The following is a 19052-nucleotide window of genomic DNA, read 5'->3' as shown; positions in this document are numbered from 1 at the left end:
AAATTCTTGTCAATAGGTTTTTTTGAAAAAAATAAAGCAGTACAATCATGTACTGCTAAATAAATTATTTAAAAATTTCTTTTACTTGACTTGTAACCATACTTTTCTATAAAGTCTTGGCGAAACTCAAGTAAATTGTCATCTACAATAGCTTGTCGGACCTTGACCATTAAATTTACCAAGAAGTAGAGATTATGATAACTTGTCAGGCGAATTCCAAACGTTTCATCTGCTTTCAACAAATGTCTCACATAAGCACGTGTGTAATTCTTACATGTATAACAATCACATTCAGGATCTATAGGGCTAAAATCTTCTGCATACGCTGCATTTTTAACCACGAGACGCCCTTGACTCGTCATACAAGTTCCGTTACGAGCAATTCGTGTTGGGAGAACACAATCATACATGTCAACGCCACGAATAACACCGTCGATCAAACTATCTGGTGCCCCTACCCCCATAAGATAACGTGGTTTATTCTCAGGAAGTAAAGGTACAGTAAAGTCTAGAACTGCATTCATCTCTTCATGAGTTTCTCCTACTGCAAGACCTCCAATTGAATAACCTGGAAAATCCATGGAAACCAAATCCTGTGCAGATTGTCTACGAAGATCTTCAAAACCTGCTCCCTGTACGATTCCAAAAAGACCTTGGTCATGTGGACGACGATGTGCTTTTAGCCCTCGTTCTGCCCAACGACTTGTACGTTCAATAGAATTTTTCACATAATCGTATGGTTGGTAAAATTGAGGGCATTCATCAAAACTCATCATAATATCTGAGCCAAGATTATTCTGAATCGAGATCGCTTTTTCAGGAGATAAAAACATCTTACTTCCATTGAGGTGATTTTTAAATGTCACACCTTCTTCCGAGATGTTTCGTTTTTCGGCTAATGAATATACTTGGAAACCACCGCTATCTGTAAGAATCGCTTGGTCCCAATTCATGAATTTATGGAGTCCTCCAGCTTTAGCAACAAGCTCGTCACCAGGTCTTAGCCATAAATGATAGGTATTGGCCAAAATAATCCCTGAACCCATCTGTTTTAATTCTTCAGGAGATTGCGTTTTTACTGTAGCTTGGGTGCCTACAGGCATAAACATCGGCGTTGGAAAAGTTCCATGAGGCGTGATAATTTCCCCTAGGCGTGCTCCTGTGTGTTTTTCTTTCTTTATAAGACGATATTTAATAGGAAAATCAGTCATTTATACTCCTTACATTAGGAAAAACAGTCCTAAGTATTTTTTAGTAAGTGGTCATTATCCACAACCGCTTTAGTTTATCAAAAATTACAAGAATTGTCAGCTCTATATTTTCAAACTTTTGGATGAATAACATCAAACATCAACACTATCATTTATAGCAAAAAACAAAAAGCAACAGTCTCGAGCACTGTTGCTTTCAATAATGTCTTAAGCTGAAAGAACTTTACGTCCTTTACGACGACGAGCTGCAAGAACACGACGTCCGTTTTTAGTTGACATACGGTGACGGAATCCGTGTTTACGTTGACGACGGATTTTACTTGGTTGATAAGTACGTTTCACGTTGAATACCTCCTGATAGATTTTCGTATTCGTTTAGCCGGCTATTTTTGATCAGTTACTAAACATACCATACTATTTTACAGCAATAGCTTAATCTTGTCAAGAATTACTTAGATATTAATTTCATTATATCTTCGATGCCCGAAGGCTAGTGATAACTGTAAACTACAATGCCGTTCCTATATCATCGCTTGCTCATAACCTTCTTGCTAGTTTAGCTATTTTCTTGAGTACCTCTTTTCGCTTATAATCACTCATATACTCAACGGGTGAAACCTGGGTAACTTTGACCGATTTAATACCACAAGGTTTTAGGACTTGAAATTTTAGGACTTTGCTATAATCTTGAACTAAAGGTAGAACAATCTTTGGTGTATTGTGGGTTGTAATAATCCAAGCTTTCCCAGTCAATTTACCATCCAATCCACGGGGTGTATTTTCATAGGCAAAGCCAGCAACAAAAACGCGTTCAATAAATCCTTTCAAGATAGCTGGCATTCCACTCCACCAAGTTGGAAAAATAAAAATCAACTGATCTGCCCAAGTTATTAAATCTCGATAGTCTTTCATAGCTACATCGTGCGCTAAGTCTCTTCTCCTATGTGTTGTATCAAAACGTAAAACAGGATCGAACTTCTCTTTATACAAATCTAGAATCTTTAACTCATGTTTAGACGATAAATTTTCTTTAACAGTCTCTAGTATAGAGGCATTGTAGCTCTTGTCGTTTGGATGGGAGTAGATAATTAAGGTTTTCATTGTTTAGCTCCTTTAACATAGATGTCTAACATAGTACTAACAGTCTCTTCAATAGTGTTATTATTGAAATTATCACCAATAGGACTCCTTACCAAAACGGCTAATCCAGTAATAAAACTCCAGATATGAACTAATATTTCTGCCTCACTACCAGAAATATTCATGTTACTTTTCAGCTTCAGAACCACACTCTTAAAGTGCTCAAACCCTGGTAAATGGGCATTAACAGAGATACTGTCCCGAGTGAGCTCCATATAATTGAAAGAAAACTTAATAAACAAGGCCTCAAAACTATTTGTTTCTTTTTGAGCAAATCCCACAAAATTACAGCCCATTAATACTAATTGACCTCTTACATCAAGCGAAGAGTCTACCCCTTGTGTCAGACACTTCAAAAAGATCTCAGATAAACGCTCTAAAACTACCTGAAGATAGACATCCTTATTTTCAAAGTGCTTATAGGGCGCTCCATGGGTGACCCCACATCTTTGAGCCACCGTTCGGATAGATAGTTGATCAACACCTCTTGTTCTTATTTCCTTGACTCCTGTTTCGATTAACTTTTCCTTCAATTCAGCAGTATTACGTTTCATTTTGACTCCTATTTCCATCTAAGTAGACAGCGACTACCTTTTAAATAAAGTATACACCGTCTACTTTTTATTGTCAAAAAAAACCAGCCTTCAAATAAGACTAGCTTCTGTAAGCAATAAACGCTATTTTAACTATACTTTTGTCACAACAACGTAACGATTAGGATCGTCTCCTTCTGAGTGACTTTCAACACCTTCAATTTGAGAAAGTGCCTTATGGATAATTTTTCGTTCGCTATTCGTCATTGGATCCATAACGTACTCTCGACCTGTTTCTTTTACTTTAGCCGCCGTTTTTTCTGCTAGATCAATCAAAGTCTCTGTGCGTTGCTCCAAATAATCACGAACATTAAGAACAACACTAAAACGTTTAGAATGACGATCGTGCAAATAATTTTGCGCTAAAAGTTGTAAAGACTTGAGAACCTTGCCATGATAACCAATAACACGACCGGGTTGGTCTGTTTCAATCTGAATGATAATATTGCGACGATTGTGACTAACCTCTAGGCTAGCATCGACATCCATTTCATAGATAATTTTTTCGAGGTAAGATAAAACATCATCTGCAGCCCCTTGAATATCTTCTAAATTATTTTCAGAAGACTCATCTGAACTAAACTCAGATGCCATAAATGAACTGAAATCTCCTTCAGAAGTTTCCGGAGTCTGAACTTGAGCCACCGGTTCTAGTTGGGGCTCAAGCGAATTTGCCATAAATTCTGTAGCATCCTCTTCCGATGACTCACGTTTAACAGATAGAGGAATAATTGTTGCCTTTGGTTGCTCCTGTTTCTTATCTGGCAACTCTTCACCAAGGGTCTCTGTAGACACTGGTTGCTTTAAGTTTTCTTGTGCAATTTCCTTACTATCTGAAACCGTAACGAGTTTTGTCACTTTATTGAAAGCAATCGTTTCGTCTTTGGGACTTGCGACAGAATCGTCTAATTGTTTTACAGCATCGGGAGCCACTTTAACGGTGTTTTGATCTGCTTCGTGAGCTATCTTTTCATTTATTGGTTCAACACTAACTCGAGCTGGTTTCTTTCCGAACCCTAGAAAACCTTTTTTCTCACGAGAAATCACCTTAATATGAGCCTTCATACGGGGTAAATTAAGATCTTTCAAACCTTTTTCGATAGCTTGTTCGACTGTTCGTCCAGAATAGACAACCATAATAAGCCTCCTTATTTACGTTTATGCGCCTTTTTCTTGGCACGACGAATCTTAGCTTTACGTTCTTTTTCTTCCGCTTCCAAACGATTACGTTCTTCAATGATTTTAAACGGATTATTAAAAACCAAAATCTGAACAACTTGGAAGGCGTTCGAAACTGCCCAGTAAAGTGCTACCCCTGAAGAAATCTGAGTTCCAAACCAGAAAATAAAGATTGGAAGCATGATATTCATAACAAGAAGCATTGCACTACGATCTTTAGCTGCCTTATTTGTCAACCAAGTTGAAAGGAAGGTGAAAGCAGCCGCCAAAATCGGAAGAATAAAGTAAGGATCTTTCTGACCTAGGTCAACCCAGAGGAATGTTCCTTCTCGCAACTCTGGCACTCGCGTGAGCGCTCCATAAAGAGCCATCAAAATAGGAAATTGGATCAAGAGAGGAACGAAGCTTGCGTAAGGATTTACACCATGCTCTTTATAAAGATCTTGTTGTGCATAAGCAAGAGCTTCACGATTCTCGCGTCCAGGATACTCACTCTGCAAGCGACGTAACTCTGGCTGCAACTCTTGTAGTTCACGGCTTGACTTAATTTGGCGATTATAAAGAGGAATCATTACCGCACGAATTAAAATCGTGAAAATAATAATACCTAATCCAATAGAACCACCAAATGAGAGCCCTTGAATAGCCTTCCCAAACATTAAAATAAGACGTTCCCAAAGGCCTGTAGAGTGACTTGTAACATCACTTCGTCCACACGCGGACAAAAGCAAGAGAGCTCCTGCACCTAAAACAGATATATTAAGTTTTTTCTTCACTAAAAACTCCTTTTTAATACGATAAAGAACTGCTTCGCTTCCATTCATTAAGAGTATCTCAAAAATCAGGAGTGATTTTAGTTTATCCTACAATGTAAAGAAGCAAAATAATTTTTTAGTCCTTATATAACTTTGCTATTTTTAAGACATGAACGAGATTGCTATAAATGTCTTGATAACTTAAGTCTTCGACACCTTTACGAGCAATAACGACAAAATCTTGATGTTCTAACTGAGATGACATGTCCATCAGTGCATGTCGTAGACGACGTTTTACCCGATTCCGAGTAACCGCATTACCAAGACGCTTACTGACTGACAAACCTACTCTAAAATGAGGTAAATCACGATCCAGACAGTAGACAACAAATTTTCGATTAGCAACACTGTGTCCTGCATCAAATAATGCTTTAAAGTCTTTCTCTTTCTTAACGCGATAAGATTTTTTCAAAATGCGACTCCAAACTCAAAATTAGTACTATTATATCATAAATAGCAAAAAAGCCCAAAACCTTGTGGTTGGGGCCTTAGAGACTTATTTTTTTAGAGCTTTTTGAGCTTCTTTGATTTGCCATTTAACCTGGTCAAAACCAGTTCCACCAAGGGAATGACGACGTTCAACAGCTGTATGAGATTTAAGTGTCTCATAGATGTCCTCTTCAATTAAATCTGAAACTTCTTGATAACGTTCGAGAGGAACATCCTGAAGGTAATAACCAGCTTTGGTACACTCAAGGACAAGTTTTCCAACAATCTCATGTGCTTCACGGAATGGTAGGCCTTTAGATGCAAGATAATCAGCCAACTCTGTAGCATTTGAAAAATCTTTCTCTGTTGACTCTGCCATATGTTTGTCGTTAACAGTCATTGTATTGAGCATGCCTGCGAGAATATCAATAGCGACAGTAATCGTCTCTACCGTATCAAACATACCCTCTTTATCTTCCTGGAGATCTTTATTGTAGGCCAAAGGTAATGACTTCATCACGGTCAACAATCCAATCAAGTTGCCATAGACACGACCTGATTTCCCACGAATTAGTTCTGCCATATCTGGGTTTTTCTTTTGAGGCATAATGGAAGAGCCTGTTGAAAAAGTATCAGATAGAGTTACAAACTTAAACTCGTTAGAACACCAGTTAATGATTTCTTCACAAATACGTGTCATATGCATCATGAGAATACTTGAGTTTGACAAGAATTCGAGAATAAAGTCACGATCGGAAACAGCATCCAAGGAATTGCTATATGGTTTTGCAAAGCCCATTAAGTCAGATGTCATATTACGATCAATTGGGAAAGTTGTTCCGGCTAGAGCAGCAGCTCCGAGTGGAGAGATATCCGTATGCTTGATATTAAATTCAAAACGTTCGGCATCACGTGTAAACATGTTGTAATAAGCCATCAAGTGGTGACCAAAAGAAATCGGTTGTGCATGCTGCAAGTGGGTGTAGCCTGGCATAATCGTGTAGGTATGTTTGTCTGCTAGATTGACCAAAGTACCACGTAAATTATCAAGCTTCTCAATAACTTCCACTAGTTTGGCTTTTAGATACAAGTGCATATCCGTTGCCACTTGGTCGTTACGTGAACGTGCTGTATGAAGTTTTCCTGCTACTGGTCCAATTTTAGCCGTTAAAAGACTCTCCATATTCATATGGATATCTTCATTGGAAACATCAAATTCTAGTTTACCAGCCTTATATTCCTCAAGCAGTTCTTCCAAGCCCTGTTTAATTTGCAATGCTTCCTCTTTGGTAATAATTCCTGTCTCACCAAGCATCGTAACATGGGCAATAGACCCTTTCAAATCAAACTCTGCCATCTTTTGGTCAAATGAGATTGAAGCACCAAATTCTTCTACCCATTTTTCAAGACTAGCTTCGAACCGACCGCCCCATAGTTTATGATTTTCTGCCATAGTTTTATTTTGAAGATTACCCCACACTGGGATAATCTTCCATCCTTTCTTAATACTTATAACAAGCAACGACCTCTTTGGTCACAATAACTTAAATGAAAAAAGCTAGATAGTATTTGTCTAGCTTAATTTGTCTCTCTGGACACTTGTTTTCCTAAAACCCGATCTCTGTCGTAGTTTATTTAGGCTCGTGACGCCTCTCAGAACGCCTTAACGATAATAATATAAGTTATAAGAAAAGAGTATCAGATGTGGCTCTCTGTCCACTTTTATCTGATAAGAAGCGTTTTTCTTCTAATAGCCTACTTTTCTTATGTAATCTGTCATTAATTGTCAAATGGATGGTTAACTTGTGAATTAACCTGAGTTGGAAGACCCCAAAGCTTGATAAATCCAATTGCAGCATCCTGATCAAAGCTGTCAGCTGATGTGTAAGTAGCCAAGTTTTCATCATACAATGAATTAGCTGATTGACGTGCTACTACTTGAGCATGCCCTTTGTAAAGCTTAACTTTAGCGATACCATTAACAACTTTTTGTGTTTCCTTAATATAAGCAATGATAGCTTGTGTTGCTGGGCTAAACCACAAAGCATTGTAGATAAGGTTTGACAATTCATTTTCAAGAATTGGTTTAAAGTGAGAAACTTCACGTACCAAAGTTAAGTCCTCAATTTCTTTATGAGCTGTCAAAAGGGCGATAGCTCCTGGACATTCATAAATTTCACGAGATTTGATACCTACAAGACGGTTCTCAACGTGGTCGATACGTCCGACGCCATGCTTACCAGCAATAACATTCATTTCTTGGATAAGGTCAGCCAATTTCATTTCTTTACCGTTAAGAGCAACTGGTTTCCCTTCTTTAAAGGTTACATCGACATATTCAGCTTCATCTGGCGCAGACTCTGGTGAATTGGTAATCCCAAAAGCTTCTTCTGGAGCTTGATTCCAAGGATTTTCAAGAACACCACACTCGTTAGCACGTCCCCAAAGGTTTTGATCGACTGAGTAAGGATTATCAAGGTCTGCTGGAACTGGAACACCATTAGCCTTAGCATACTCAATTTCTTCCTCACGAGACCACTTCCATTCACGTACTGGCGCTACTACTTTAAGACTTGGGTCTAGGGCAGCAATGGCAACTTCGAAACGAACTTGGTCATTACCTTTACCAGTACAACCGTGAGCGATAGTCGTTGCTCCTGTTTTATGAGCAATCTCAACCAATTTTTTAGCAATGATTGGACGACTAAGTGCTGAAACCAAAGGATATTTTTGTTCATAGTAAGCGTGAGCTTGAAGTGCTGGAAGCACATAATCTTCAGCAAACTCATCTTTAACATCAAGCACGTATGACTCGACAGCTCCAACTGTCAAAGCTTTGTCATGGATAAACTCAAGGTCTTTACCTTCACCGACGTCCATACAAACGGCGATAACATCGTAATCTTTTTTAAGCCATGTAATAGCGACTGAGGTATCAAGACCTCCCGAATAGGCAAGAATAACTTTCTCTTTTGACATAATATTTTTCTCTTTTCTTATATTTTCTTGTGGTTGCTATCTCTATCAACCTTACGAGATTAATTATATTGCATATTTATTCACTTGTCAACACTTTTTTGTTATTTTTTTATATTTATTTAGTTTTTATTTGTTTTTACTTATTCTTTTGACCTAAAAAGTGCTTAATTCTTAATTTTTATTCAATTTTATGCAAGAAGTAATGAAAAATAAAAAACACTTTTGAAACTATACAAATAGATTCAAAAGCATCTTTAACTATTTATCTTCTAAAATGCCAAAAGGCCTGTACAAAGTACAGACCTTTTGAACAACAGCATCATCGGTAGAGAACACAACAGCAATTTTAGATAGAATGAATGAGGGAAATTATTATGTTTAAGGGACTAACTTAAACCATACATTCTTCTTGCTCTCTAACCTTGATTACATTATAGCATGCAATCCCCAAATGTATATCTTCATTTCCTAAAATGTCGAATTTCACTCACAGAATGTATTTTTTTATCCTAATCTGTACTAATGCCCTTAAAAACAAAAAAACGGCTTGATTTCTCAAGCCTATTAATTTCTATAAAAAAGATATGTAATTGGACGAGCGGCCAATAAAAAATGGGGATTAGGAAAAAGTTATATAAAAGTACATTATTTATTTTCATAAAGTGTATGTAGATTTCAATAAGATTGACGATGTCTCATTTCCGAATCACATATCTTGATTATATATTAACTTTTTTCAATTTAATTGTCTATACGATTTCATAGAATGTCGTTTTTTCATCCTGAACTGCATTTTTTTTAGTCATTTTTTTATAAATCTCTAAATTTTATCACTAAAGGACATCTATTTTGTGTTTTTACAGAATTTGTTCACTCATAAGATAATCAATCACCTATGAAATAAACACATGCTTTTTTAGACTAAAAAGAACATTAGTCATCGACTAATGTTCTTTTACCTCTGACCATTTTTTAAGCAGAGCCTTCATTTTCAAACGTGAAACTGGACAAGAATCACCATTTTCAAAATAAATCATCAACTGAGTCTTATCAATACGAGATATGTTATCCAAATTAACTAAAAAGGAGCGATGACAAGAAAAGAGTTTTTTATTTACCGAAGTAATATCTCCAAGATTGGCATAAAACTCCAAACGCTCTGTTTTAGTAATCAGCATCACCTTATGAGGTGTCACAGCAGTCGCAAAATAATAAATATCTCTCATAAGGACTTGGATCCGAGACTGAGCGGTTTCAAACACAAAAATCTCATCATCATCCACATCTCCAACTTTTTGGTTCACAAAAGTCAATGTTTGTTTTAGTTGTTGTTTGAACTCTGCATTAGAAACTGTCTTATCAATGAAATCTAGTGCAGAAACCTTGTATTTAAAACTAATCGGTGCAAACTCTGAGTGAGTTGTTACAAAAATAATAACTGCATTAGCATCTTGTTGACGAATTTCTGAGGCAACTTCTAGCCCCTTCTTTCGCTCACCATCAATATCGATATCTAAAAGGAAAACCTGATGGTTACCCTTTTCGTTGATACTGGACAATAGTTTGTGAGGTTTAGAAAAAACTTCAAGTTTTCGTACGGAAAACGTGCCCTCTGAAACCAATTCTCGGATGATGTCACTAATACGTGTTTGCTGCATTAAGTCATCTTCTAAAATGTATATATTCATATTAGGGCCTCATTTCTAGTATTTGCATCATTTTATGATTCTGACTACGGACAGAAAAGGAAGTGTTCGGATAACGTTCCAAGATATCTTGAACAGCATTAACACCTATACCACCCTCAGGATGAGAAAGCTGGGTACTCATCATTGAAAGTGGAACTTGCTCGTCTGCAATTGTACTTTCAATAATAAAACTCTGGCAGTCCTCTTCATCAAAATAGGCCAGACTAATAAAACCTTCACTGGCTTTACGAGCACCATCAATAGCATTATCCATGAGGTGACCCAAAACAACAGCTAAATCTAAATCAGTTAGATAGTTATGAATCACTGGATCTGGAATCTCTGCATGAATATTGAGGCGATGCATCTGAGCTTCATGATATTTTGATGAAAGTAGACTATGAATACTTGGATTTTGGATATTATCCAAATCAGTGACCTGAGTTGAAAAACTATGCTGATCTCGATTGACATAAAGATCAACCAAATCTTTTTTGTAAGAACGAATATCCCCTGTTCTTTCGATATCTCTCAGATTATTAAGTAGGAAATTATAGTTAGAGCGAACATGCATCAAGTCTCTATACAAACCTTCTACCCTAGTATTCTCACGCTTCAAATCATCAAGATAGTTAGCCTGCTTCATGGCCAAATCCTGCTCTATTTTTTCCTTAGCAAACTGGTTTACAGCACCAAGTACAAAGAGGAGTAAGTAGAGATATCCCATTACTAATGGCAACCTAAATCTACTCTCAAGATGTAACTCTGGAAAATAAGTATCAAATGTCGACACTAAAAAGATAACTAAATAATAAAGCAAAAGAAGCATGTTGACCAAACCCAGACGGTTCTTTTTTTCTTGTTGGGCAGCAACTTTCAAGATATCTGTAAAATCTAGACGTAAAATAAAATCTACTATTCTGACCGTCAACATGACGAAGGAAAGTGGTACCATAGACCACCAAATATTAGTGTTTAAAGTATCAACAGTTATGCCAAGTATCGGTGGAAAGAAGAAAGTAGCCAAAAAACGTCTTGCCAAATCGACTAGTACCACTGGGTAAAAACCTAGAAAAAAGCGCTCTACGGAGGTGACACTTTTATTCAATTGGTAACTAAATGTCAATGTTACAATGGCTACTAAGGGAGGTACTATGCCTATATAGCGTCCAATGAGTTGTCCCCAAATGCATAGAGCAACATCAAATAACAAATAAAGTATACGATTTTTAAGATTAGTGTTTTGTCCACCAATACGTAAGTAGATATCCCAAATAATGATAAACATCAAAATTTGAAATAGGATGTTACCCAGCATAGTTATCCCTCTCCTTTCTACGATTATAGTCCTACCGTGACAATTTGATAGGTTTTAAATAATTCTTTTTTATTTGTTAAACCGATACCGTTTGACCAGCAAAACTGGGCAAAATCACGACTAATAGCCAGACTATCATCGAGTTTCGGATCAGCTTCCTGATTGGTATTCTCAAGAATAAAGCTGAGATTGCCATCCTCATTCTGTTGAATAAGGAAACCAATATCTGTCTCCGGCTCCTTGGCCCAAAGTTTTTCAGCTAAGTTCATGCAACGTTCTAAAACTCCAATAAGAACTGCAATATTTAAATTGTTAGGATAAGCATCAACATTGACATCCAACCTAACGGTGATACCTTTTTGTTCCAAAGGAATGATTTGGTTTACAATCCAACTTCTTAATACCGGATAAGGAATCTCAAACAGAGGAGCCAACTTATCATTTAAGTCCAAATTATCAAGTTTAAGATGATTCAAATGCTCATGATAAACGGATAAAACTTCTGATAATTGATTTTTAGCCAATGGGGTCTCAAGAGCCACCAAAAGACTCTCAAAATCTTTTTCAATAGGTTTTACTTTTGTAAAAAGATCCTCAATATGCTTATTATAGACTTCCAAGTTATAGACATAGGTCTCCACAGCTTCCTTACTACGTTCTCTGACAAATTTATGAGAATAGCGGTTCAAGGTTGTTACCATTAGGAGATAAACTGCCATTGCAATAAAAATTGGCCCTCCCACATCACTACCTGTTGATACCAAAAGAGTACTACAAGTAATGTAGAGTGCAAAGGTCAGATCAACGGCTATCAACAGACGCTCACGACCACGTGAATAAATCAATTCCTTGACCTTATCAACATCTGAACTGGAAAGGTAATTGATATAGAGAAAGAATGGATAAATCAGTACAAACGATAACAATTTGAGGAAGAAGTTTTCTTGAATCTCACTCAAAGTCATATTTGTAAACAGATTATTGAATACATAATATGGAGTAAAAGTCGCAAATAAATCTGTAAAAATAACCGAGAAAGCTCCAAAAAAGAGGCTTGCCCAGATCGTCAAACGATGTTCCCGACGTTCCTTTAAGGCCAAAGCTAAAAAGATAACAACTTGATAATAGAAGCCATCACCCTTACCAAGTGATACCACTATACCTAAGAGACTTAGACAAAATACTTTCCAGTAAGCTAATGTGCTCCTTGTTAGTTTTTTATAAATAAACCAGGTAATATGAAAACTAATAATCTGAATAATACTATTTTCAAGGGATACCATGGTCCAAAGCTGTAAGTTCATGATAATATTTCCTGTTTATACTCAAGAGACATTTTCGTCATCTTCTTCAATGAGTTCTTGACCTGCCTTTTTCAAAATATCTTGATAGGTTTGTTCAATAAGGTCAAAATCCCCACTATCAATACTTGTCTGCATACTAATGAGTATGTTTTCATAATCATGTTTAAACGAACGTACACTCTTATAGGCAGTTTCGATTTTTTCATTATAAGCTTCCAGACTCCTCAAGTGCTCCTCTTGTTCTCTGAGAATTTTGCTATCACGTACGTCTTTACCGTAGGAAACAAAACGAACAAGAATATACATGTGTATAAGGAAACCAACCCAAATATAAATTTGAGGGTAACCTGGGAGATAGGTCTGACTAAGAAGCAAGGAGAATATCTCCTGCTTAAAGAGGATAAGAAGATAACTGATAATTAAAATATAATCAACTTGCAAGAGCATGCTCTTATATTTATCCTGCAAGTCCTGATAGGGTTCCTGGAAAAAGCTATCTAAACCGAACATTTTTTGCAAGCCTAGAAAGAAGGGAAGAACAACACTATCTACAGCCAGGATTCCTAAATGGTTTGGAACCAACTCGACCGGCTTATTAAAGAAAACTCGAAAAAGATAAAAACTAAAGAAACTTGTAATCAGGGTCCAAAAGACAGGGGTAAAGAAAGCATAAAAATACTTTTCTTCTCGTAGAGCCTGAGGTTTTTCAAGAAAAATAAAGACTAGGAGATAAATTGCATCTGGAATATCAATTTGCCATAGCACCTTGGCTAACCACTTAACGGCAGTTACTACGATTACATAAGGAATGTAACGGTAAGTAAAAACATCTAGATAAGCAATTCTAGCTAAAATCACAAGATGTGAAACGACAACAACCAAAGCAATAAGGCCATCAATCGCAAGTTGCATATGCTTTCCCCCTTTCTATTTCCCTCATCCTATCCTCCACAAATAGTATCTTTGATTTATCAATTATCCTGAAAAGAGAGGACCTGTGTAAAATGATGGTCACAACTACGAGTCTCAAGATTTACTTTTGGATAGCGATTAAGTATATCTGCGACCTTAGACAAACCAAGCCCTCGGCCTTCACCTTTGCTAGAAACCCCTTCATCAAAAATCCTTGACACAGGAATACGTTCTTCTCTGGTTGTATTGTCAATAACCAAGATAAGATAACCTTGATTTTTAAAGAAAGATATAGTTAAAGTAGGATCTTCAGAATCCACCGCCGACTCAATAGCATTATTTAAGAAGACAGAAGAAATCACAACCAAATCTAAGGCCTCTATCTGAGTTGACGATATGACATCTGGCAACTCCAAGTTAACCTTAATTCCTAAGTTCTCTGCCTCAAGCACTTTAGCAGAAAAGAGACTCTTGAGAGATGTGATTTCTAAGTTGATCAAACGTGATAATTCATAATTTGACAACGTTAAGCTATTACCAGATTTCTCTAAAAGTTCTGCATACTCTTGTTTCAAAGCAGGTAAGTCTCGACGTTGGATACTAACCTCCATTGTCTTAAGCCCTTCGAGATAATCCTTCTTCACCTGAGAAATATCATTATAGAGTTTTTCTAAACGGTGACTATATTCTTCTAAACTTTCCTCGTGTCTAGCCATTTCTTCAGCCAACTGATCCTTCACTCTTCTCTTAGAATAAATATTAAGCTGAGCAAAGAGCAAAATAAAGAGGATGGAGTAGACAACCGTAATACTGCCTGCTAAATAAATAAAGAGGCCTGTGTAAGGAAAGATGTTACTGGCATAGAAAATAATTAAAGATAAAATAATATAAGCCAGAGTCACCCCAACCAATAAGCGTTGTCTAACTTGGTAAGTATGGTTATTTCCCATAACATTGAGAGCACCAAAGTCAATAAAGAACACTTTGACAATCAGATGAAAAATTGGGTAAATCAAGAGATAAGACAAAGCAATGAGTACTGGGGTGTCTTTGACCTGTAAATAATTAATTTGAAAAATCCATGGGAAAAAGTAAAGTTGAAGCAGCTTCGAGGTGACTTCAACAAAAACCCACGGCAAAAAGGTGAAAAGAAAAGAATTCTTTTCACTACTTGATATTTTATTTAAGAAAAGATAGCAGAACAAAAGTGCTAAGAGCGACCCTGTAATGCCTCCAACAAATAGAGAGAGCAAGAGACTCCCTGCGATAAACCAGCATTTACTCTTCCAAGTTTTGAGTAAACCTGACATATCGTGACTAACAATTAAAATAGCCAATAGACGTAGAACCGTAAATAAAACGATCATCTCTAGACTCCCCCCTTCCTTTCAAAATCAACCTACTTTATTGTAACATAAATATATAATTTAGCGTCACTCCTATTAGAAAAAGCTAAAAATATAAAGCTATTTTTTCCTGATTGAGAACAATCTAACATCAGACGACCCCACATATCCCTTACTTTTCATAAACATAAAAAAGAGCTTAGAAAAACCAAGCTCTTCAACTGACTCATTACCTCTTTTTATGGGTACATGCCGATAACGTAGTAGAAATACCAACCAAATCTTCTCATAATGCTCACTCCTCCCTAATTTTTATTACCAATCTATTATAAAACTAATTTAAAGTTTTGAAAATGATGATATGATTACGAAATATCATCATTATATTACAAATGCAGTCTTATCAATAATCATATAATCATTGACACATCACTTATGTGCATTCGAAAACCCAACAATTGTTGGGTTTGTTTTTATAGTGTTGCAAGAACTTGATCAATATGTTTGATTGATTTTTCACGTCCGAGCAAGAAAATAGTATCTGGCAATTCTGGACCGTGCATTTCTCCTGAAACAGCAATACGAATTGGCATGAAGAGATTTTTCCCTTTGATTCCTGTTTCTTTTTGAACAGCCTTAATTTGTGGGAAAATGTTTTCAACAACAAACTCATCATCAGACATAGCTTCGAGTTTGGCTTTAAAGGCTTTAAGTACTGTTGGTACTGTTTCACCAGCCATAACTTCTTTTTCAGCCTCTGTCAATTCTGGGAAATCTTCAAAGAAGAGATCTGTAAGAGGGACAATTTCTTCTGCTGCTGTCATTTGTGGTTTGTAGAGTTCCACTAATTTTTCAGCTTTATCTGTCAAACGACCAGCTTCTTCCAAGAAAGGTTTGCAAAGAGCAAAGACCTTATCGAAATCTGCATTCTTAATGTAGTCGTTACTCATCCAGTCCAATTTTTTCTGGTCAAAGGCCGCTGGTGACTTGCTTAGACGGTTTTCATCAAAAAGTTTAATGAGTTCTTCACGAGAAAAGATTTCGTCTTCACCGCCAGGATTCCAACCAAGAAGAGCAATGAAGTTAAAGACTGCTTCTGGAAGGTAACCTTTTTTACGATAATCTTCGATAAATTGAAGGGTGTTAGTGTCACGTTTAGACAACTTCTTACCAGTTTCAGAATTGATGATAAGGGTCATGTGTCCAAACTCAGGTGCTTCCCAACCAAGAGCTTCATAAACCATGAGTTGTTTTGGTGTATTGGCAATATGGTCATCTCCACGGATAACGTGTGAAATTTGCATATCATGGTCATCAACAACTACCGCAAAGTTGTAAGTTGGGTAGCCATCTTTCTTCTGGATAACCCAATCACCACCGATATTACCACCTTCAAATTCGATATCTCCCTTAACGATATCATGCCATTTATAAATCCCTGACTCATTAACCGCCAAACGAACTGTAGGTACAATACCTGCCGCTTCACGTTCTGCGATGTAGGCAGCTTTTTCTTCTTCAGTCATGCCAAGGAACTCGTTAATGTAACGAGGAGTTTCACCAGCTGCTTCTTGACGTTCACGCTCTGCAGCTAACTCTTCTTCAGTTACGTATGACTTATAGGCTTTACCTTCTGCCAAAAGTTGATCAATATATTTTTGGTAAAGCGGTAAACGTTCTGATTGACGATAGTTTTCGTGTGTTTCAGGACTTTCATCCCAGTCAATTCCCAACCAACGCAAGTTATCAAGCTGTGAACGCTCACCATCTTCAACGTGACGTTTACGGTCAGTATCTTCAATACGGATAATAAATGTACCGCCATGATGACGTGCATAAAGGTAGTTAAACAATGCTGTACGAGCATTACCAATGTGTAGAAGCCCTGTTGGACTTGGTGCGTAACGAACGCGGATATCTTTAGCCAAGATAAATCTCCTTTTTATGTTTCATTCTTCAGTCTTTGGATACCTATTGAGCCTAAAGTCCCTTTCTTAGGACTAACTTAAGATGATAAGTACCAGTAGGCAACTCTATCCCCCAAACTTTCCAAATAAAAATCTAGAAGCGAGTACCAATCTTTCTTATTATATCACAATCTAGGGGTGGTTCGAGAAATTTTGTTAAAAAAACGACTACCTAAAGGTAGACGTTTTCGATAGATTACTTAACGTGTTTGGCAAGATCTTTTTGAGCTTTATCATTAGATTTCGCTCTTTCTTTAAGCCAATCTTTATAAGCTGAATCGTATTGTTTCTTAGTCACAATATCATCTTGAGATTTAAGATACTTGAAGTAGTATGTAGAACCTTTATCACCAGCTTGAGCATAAGCTCCTGAGAATGGCTTAATACGAGAAACTACAGCGGCTGCACCGTTATAAGTAGTCGTTGGGATATAAAGTGCACTATCCGTCAACCATGCCTGAGCTTTTGCATATTTTTCATAACGAGCCGTCAAGTCTGTTGTTTCCTTAGAAGCATCATCAACCAATTGGTCATATTCTTTAAGACCTACTTTTTGAACCGCTTGACTATTTGGATCGTCATAACCCATGAAAGATTTAGTATTTTCACTATTTGTAGTCTTCAAAACATCAAGATAAGTTGATGGATCAAGGTAATCAGGCTCCCAAGCCACACCTACTGACAAATCCCAATCCTCTGCCGCTGCATTTGAAGCAGAGTAGGTAATGTTATAGAAATCATCAGTTGACAATTGGTGAAGATCAAGTACAACATTATCTTTTCCAAGAGCTGATTCAATAGATTGTTTAAGTGACTGCACTTGGTTCACAAAGATTTTATTTGACTGATTGACAGGAACATCCAAATGGATTGGGAACTGAACCCCTTCTGCTTGAAGAGCTTCTTTGGCTTTAGCAAATTCAGCCTTAGCTTTTTCTGGATTATAAAGACCATCTTGACTATCTGCAAGATTCACACCAGACCACTCATCACCATAAGCTGGAAGTTGATCCATTACCATTGTTCCGAAGTCCTTACCATCTGCTTGAACAAAGTCTGGTTTAACATAGATATTACGAACGGCAGTACTACCACCCTCTTTACCGTTAAGTTGTGCAGCATAATTCGTACGGTCAATAGCAAAACCTAATGCTTGACGGAAATCTTTGTTAAGAAGAGCTGTCTTAGTTGATGTCTTTTGCTGATCATTTTCTTTAGATGTATGGTCATAAGTTTGACGATCGATATTAATACCGACACCTTCTACAGCTGCTCCAGGTTGTGTATAGAAAATATTGTCTTTGTACTGTTTTTCAACTTTAGAATAGTTTGAGCTAGTTGGGTATAGACGAGCTAAGTTATAGACTCCATCAGTGAAGTTACGTTCCAAGGATTCTTGGTCTGTACCATCATCGTAAGTCAATTTGACTGTATCAAAATAGACATTATCCTTATCCCAATAGTTTTCATTCTTGGTGAACTCAATAGATGACTTCGTTGTCAAAGATTTAAGAAGATATGGACCGTTATAAAGAATAGATGTTGGGTCTGTTGACTTACCAAAGTCTTTACCTTTAGATTTCAAGAAATCTTCATTAACAGGCCAAGTAACTGAGTAGGTCAATTTTGAATTCCAGTAAGGTTCTGGTTGACTAAGCGTATATTGCAAAGTGTAATCATCAACTGCTTTGATACCTACATTTGAGAAGTCCTTGTTGGCACCTGACAGGTAATCATTCAAGCCCTTAACAGAGTTTTGTAGCAAATAAATCGCTTCAGAATTAGTATCAGCAGCATGCTTAAGACCTGTTACAAAGTCTTTAGCTGTTACATTGGCATACTCTTCGCCGTCTGAAGTGTACCATTTGACACCCTTACGAATCTTGTAAGTATATGTCAAACCATCTTGAGAAACAGACCAGTTTTCAGCGACAGAAGGTTTTAGATTCCCATATTGGTCATTTTCAAACAGACCATCAACACCGTTACTAACGGCTGTCGTCATGTTTTTCTTATTTGTAGAAACATAGTCTAGGGTTGCAGGATCGCCACCGTAAACATAATTATAAGTCTTACCAGATGTCTTACTTGATGATGAGCAAGCCGTTAAAACACCTACAGATAATAGGCCTACGGCTGCTAGTAAAAATACCTTACTCTTTTTCATTCAT

At 36.9% G+C, this 19052-nt stretch carries 16 protein-coding genes; all 16 read right to left on the bottom strand.

Going from position 1 to position 19052, the window contains the following annotated elements; genetic code table 11:
- Nucleotides 1-68 precede the first annotated feature (68 nt).
- Entirely contained in the window at nucleotides 69-1211 is a 1143-nt protein-coding gene (tgt, locus tag HMPREF1519_RS02500; protein ID WP_002885761.1) for a tRNA guanosine(34) transglycosylase Tgt, read from the bottom strand.
- Between the two features lie 207 nt (nucleotides 1212-1418).
- Entirely contained in the window at nucleotides 1419-1553 is a 135-nt protein-coding gene (rpmH, locus tag HMPREF1519_RS02495) for a 50S ribosomal protein L34 (protein ID WP_002885866.1), read from the bottom strand.
- Nucleotides 1554-1748: 195 nt separating this feature from the next.
- Complete coding sequence (locus HMPREF1519_RS02490) at nucleotides 1749-2312, bottom strand: NAD(P)H-dependent oxidoreductase (RefSeq protein WP_002885768.1); 564 nt, start codon at nucleotides 2310-2312, stop codon at nucleotides 1749-1751.
- Nucleotides 2309-2905, bottom strand: coding sequence for a TetR/AcrR family transcriptional regulator (locus tag HMPREF1519_RS02485; protein WP_022496035.1), 597 nt, complete (start codon nucleotides 2903-2905; stop codon nucleotides 2309-2311). The genes HMPREF1519_RS02490 and HMPREF1519_RS02485 overlap by 4 nt, the downstream gene beginning before the upstream one ends.
- Before the next feature lie 132 nt (nucleotides 2906-3037).
- Nucleotides 3038-4081: an RNA-binding cell elongation regulator Jag/EloR gene (jag, locus tag HMPREF1519_RS02480; RefSeq protein WP_037611122.1), complete on the bottom strand. Its 1044-nt coding sequence runs from the start codon at nucleotides 4079-4081 to the stop codon at nucleotides 3038-3040.
- Between the two features lie 11 nt (nucleotides 4082-4092).
- Entirely contained in the window at nucleotides 4093-4899 is an 807-nt protein-coding gene (locus HMPREF1519_RS02475) for a membrane protein insertase YidC (RefSeq protein ID WP_037605452.1), read from the bottom strand.
- 115 nt (nucleotides 4900-5014) lie between these two features.
- Nucleotides 5015-5350, bottom strand: a complete 336-nt coding sequence (gene rnpA / locus HMPREF1519_RS02470; protein WP_002891957.1) for a ribonuclease P protein component — start codon at nucleotides 5348-5350, stop codon at nucleotides 5015-5017.
- An 84-nt stretch (nucleotides 5351-5434) separates the two neighbouring features.
- The gene (gene argH, locus HMPREF1519_RS02465; RefSeq protein WP_037601513.1) at nucleotides 5435-6820 is read right to left on the bottom strand and encodes an argininosuccinate lyase; all 1386 of its coding nucleotides are present in this window, start codon (nucleotides 6818-6820) and stop codon (nucleotides 5435-5437) included.
- A gap of 326 nt (nucleotides 6821-7146) precedes the next feature.
- Nucleotides 7147-8346, bottom strand: a complete 1200-nt coding sequence (locus tag HMPREF1519_RS02460; protein ID WP_002885646.1) for an argininosuccinate synthase — start codon at nucleotides 8344-8346, stop codon at nucleotides 7147-7149.
- Nucleotides 8347-9290: 944 nt separating this feature from the next.
- The gene (locus HMPREF1519_RS02455) at nucleotides 9291-10034 is read right to left on the bottom strand and encodes a response regulator transcription factor (RefSeq protein WP_037611121.1); all 744 of its coding nucleotides are present in this window, start codon (nucleotides 10032-10034) and stop codon (nucleotides 9291-9293) included.
- Nucleotide 10035: 1 nt separating this feature from the next.
- Nucleotides 10036-11352, bottom strand: a complete 1317-nt coding sequence (locus HMPREF1519_RS02450; RefSeq protein ID WP_014635086.1) for a GHKL domain-containing protein — start codon at nucleotides 11350-11352, stop codon at nucleotides 10036-10038.
- Nucleotides 11353-11375: 23 nt separating this feature from the next.
- Nucleotides 11376-12656, bottom strand: coding sequence for a hypothetical protein (locus HMPREF1519_RS02445; RefSeq protein ID WP_022496039.1), 1281 nt, complete (start codon nucleotides 12654-12656; stop codon nucleotides 11376-11378).
- 21 nt (nucleotides 12657-12677) lie between these two features.
- Nucleotides 12678-13568 carry a hypothetical protein gene (locus tag HMPREF1519_RS02440; protein WP_037611120.1) on the bottom strand — a complete coding sequence of 297 codons (891 nt, stop codon included), beginning with the start codon at nucleotides 13566-13568 and terminating at the stop codon, nucleotides 12678-12680.
- A gap of 59 nt (nucleotides 13569-13627) precedes the next feature.
- Nucleotides 13628-14935 (bottom strand): GHKL domain-containing protein, encoded by a 1308-nt coding sequence (locus HMPREF1519_RS02435; protein WP_002885760.1) that lies wholly within the window; start codon nucleotides 14933-14935, stop codon nucleotides 13628-13630.
- Between the two features lie 452 nt (nucleotides 14936-15387).
- The gene (gene gltX / locus HMPREF1519_RS02430) at nucleotides 15388-16842 is read right to left on the bottom strand and encodes a glutamate--tRNA ligase (RefSeq protein WP_037611119.1); all 1455 of its coding nucleotides are present in this window, start codon (nucleotides 16840-16842) and stop codon (nucleotides 15388-15390) included.
- Between the two features lie 235 nt (nucleotides 16843-17077).
- Nucleotides 17078-19048 carry a peptide ABC transporter substrate-binding protein gene (locus HMPREF1519_RS02425; RefSeq protein WP_037611118.1) on the bottom strand — a complete coding sequence of 657 codons (1971 nt, stop codon included), beginning with the start codon at nucleotides 19046-19048 and terminating at the stop codon, nucleotides 17078-17080.
- Between the last annotated feature and the right edge of the window lie 4 nt (nucleotides 19049-19052).

Source organism: Streptococcus sp. SR4 (assembly GCF_000517725.1).
Classification (GTDB): Bacteria; Bacillota; Bacilli; order Lactobacillales; family Streptococcaceae; genus Streptococcus; species Streptococcus salivarius_F.
Note: the sequence above shows the minus strand (reverse complement) of the source record. Positions and strands in the feature narration are given on the sequence as shown.

Bases quoted from the DNA above. Each gene is read 5' to 3' on its own strand.
- HMPREF1519_RS02450 (WP_014635086.1), bottom strand. From the start codon at position 11,352: ATGCTGGGTAACATCCTATTTCAAATTTTGATGTTTATCATTATTTGG.
- HMPREF1519_RS02440 (WP_037611120.1), bottom strand. From the start codon at position 13,568: ATGCAACTTGCGATTGATGGCCTTATTGCTTTGGTTGTTGTCGTTTCA.
- HMPREF1519_RS02435 (WP_002885760.1), bottom strand. From the start codon at position 14,935: ATGATCGTTTTATTTACGGTTCTACGTCTATTGGCTATTTTAATTGTT.
- HMPREF1519_RS02490 (WP_002885768.1), bottom strand. From the start codon at position 2,312: ATGAAAACCTTAATTATCTACTCCCATCCAAACGACAAGAGCTACAAT.
- HMPREF1519_RS02460 (WP_002885646.1), bottom strand. From the start codon at position 8,346: ATGTCAAAAGAGAAAGTTATTCTTGCCTATTCGGGAGGTCTTGATACC.
- HMPREF1519_RS02425 (WP_037611118.1), bottom strand. From the start codon at position 19,048: ATGAAAAAGAGTAAGGTATTTTTACTAGCAGCCGTAGGCCTATTATCT.
- HMPREF1519_RS02485 (WP_022496035.1), bottom strand. From the start codon at position 2,905: ATGAAACGTAATACTGCTGAATTGAAGGAAAAGTTAATCGAAACAGGA.
- HMPREF1519_RS02445 (WP_022496039.1), bottom strand. From the start codon at position 12,656: ATGAACTTACAGCTTTGGACCATGGTATCCCTTGAAAATAGTATTATT.
- tgt (WP_002885761.1), bottom strand. From the start codon at position 1,211: ATGACTGATTTTCCTATTAAATATCGTCTTATAAAGAAAGAAAAACAC.
- HMPREF1519_RS02455 (WP_037611121.1), bottom strand. From the start codon at position 10,034: ATGAATATATACATTTTAGAAGATGACTTAATGCAGCAAACACGTATT.
- argH (WP_037601513.1), bottom strand. From the start codon at position 6,820: ATGGCAGAAAATCATAAACTATGGGGCGGTCGGTTCGAAGCTAGTCTT.
- jag (WP_037611122.1), bottom strand. From the start codon at position 4,081: ATGGTTGTCTATTCTGGACGAACAGTCGAACAAGCTATCGAAAAAGGT.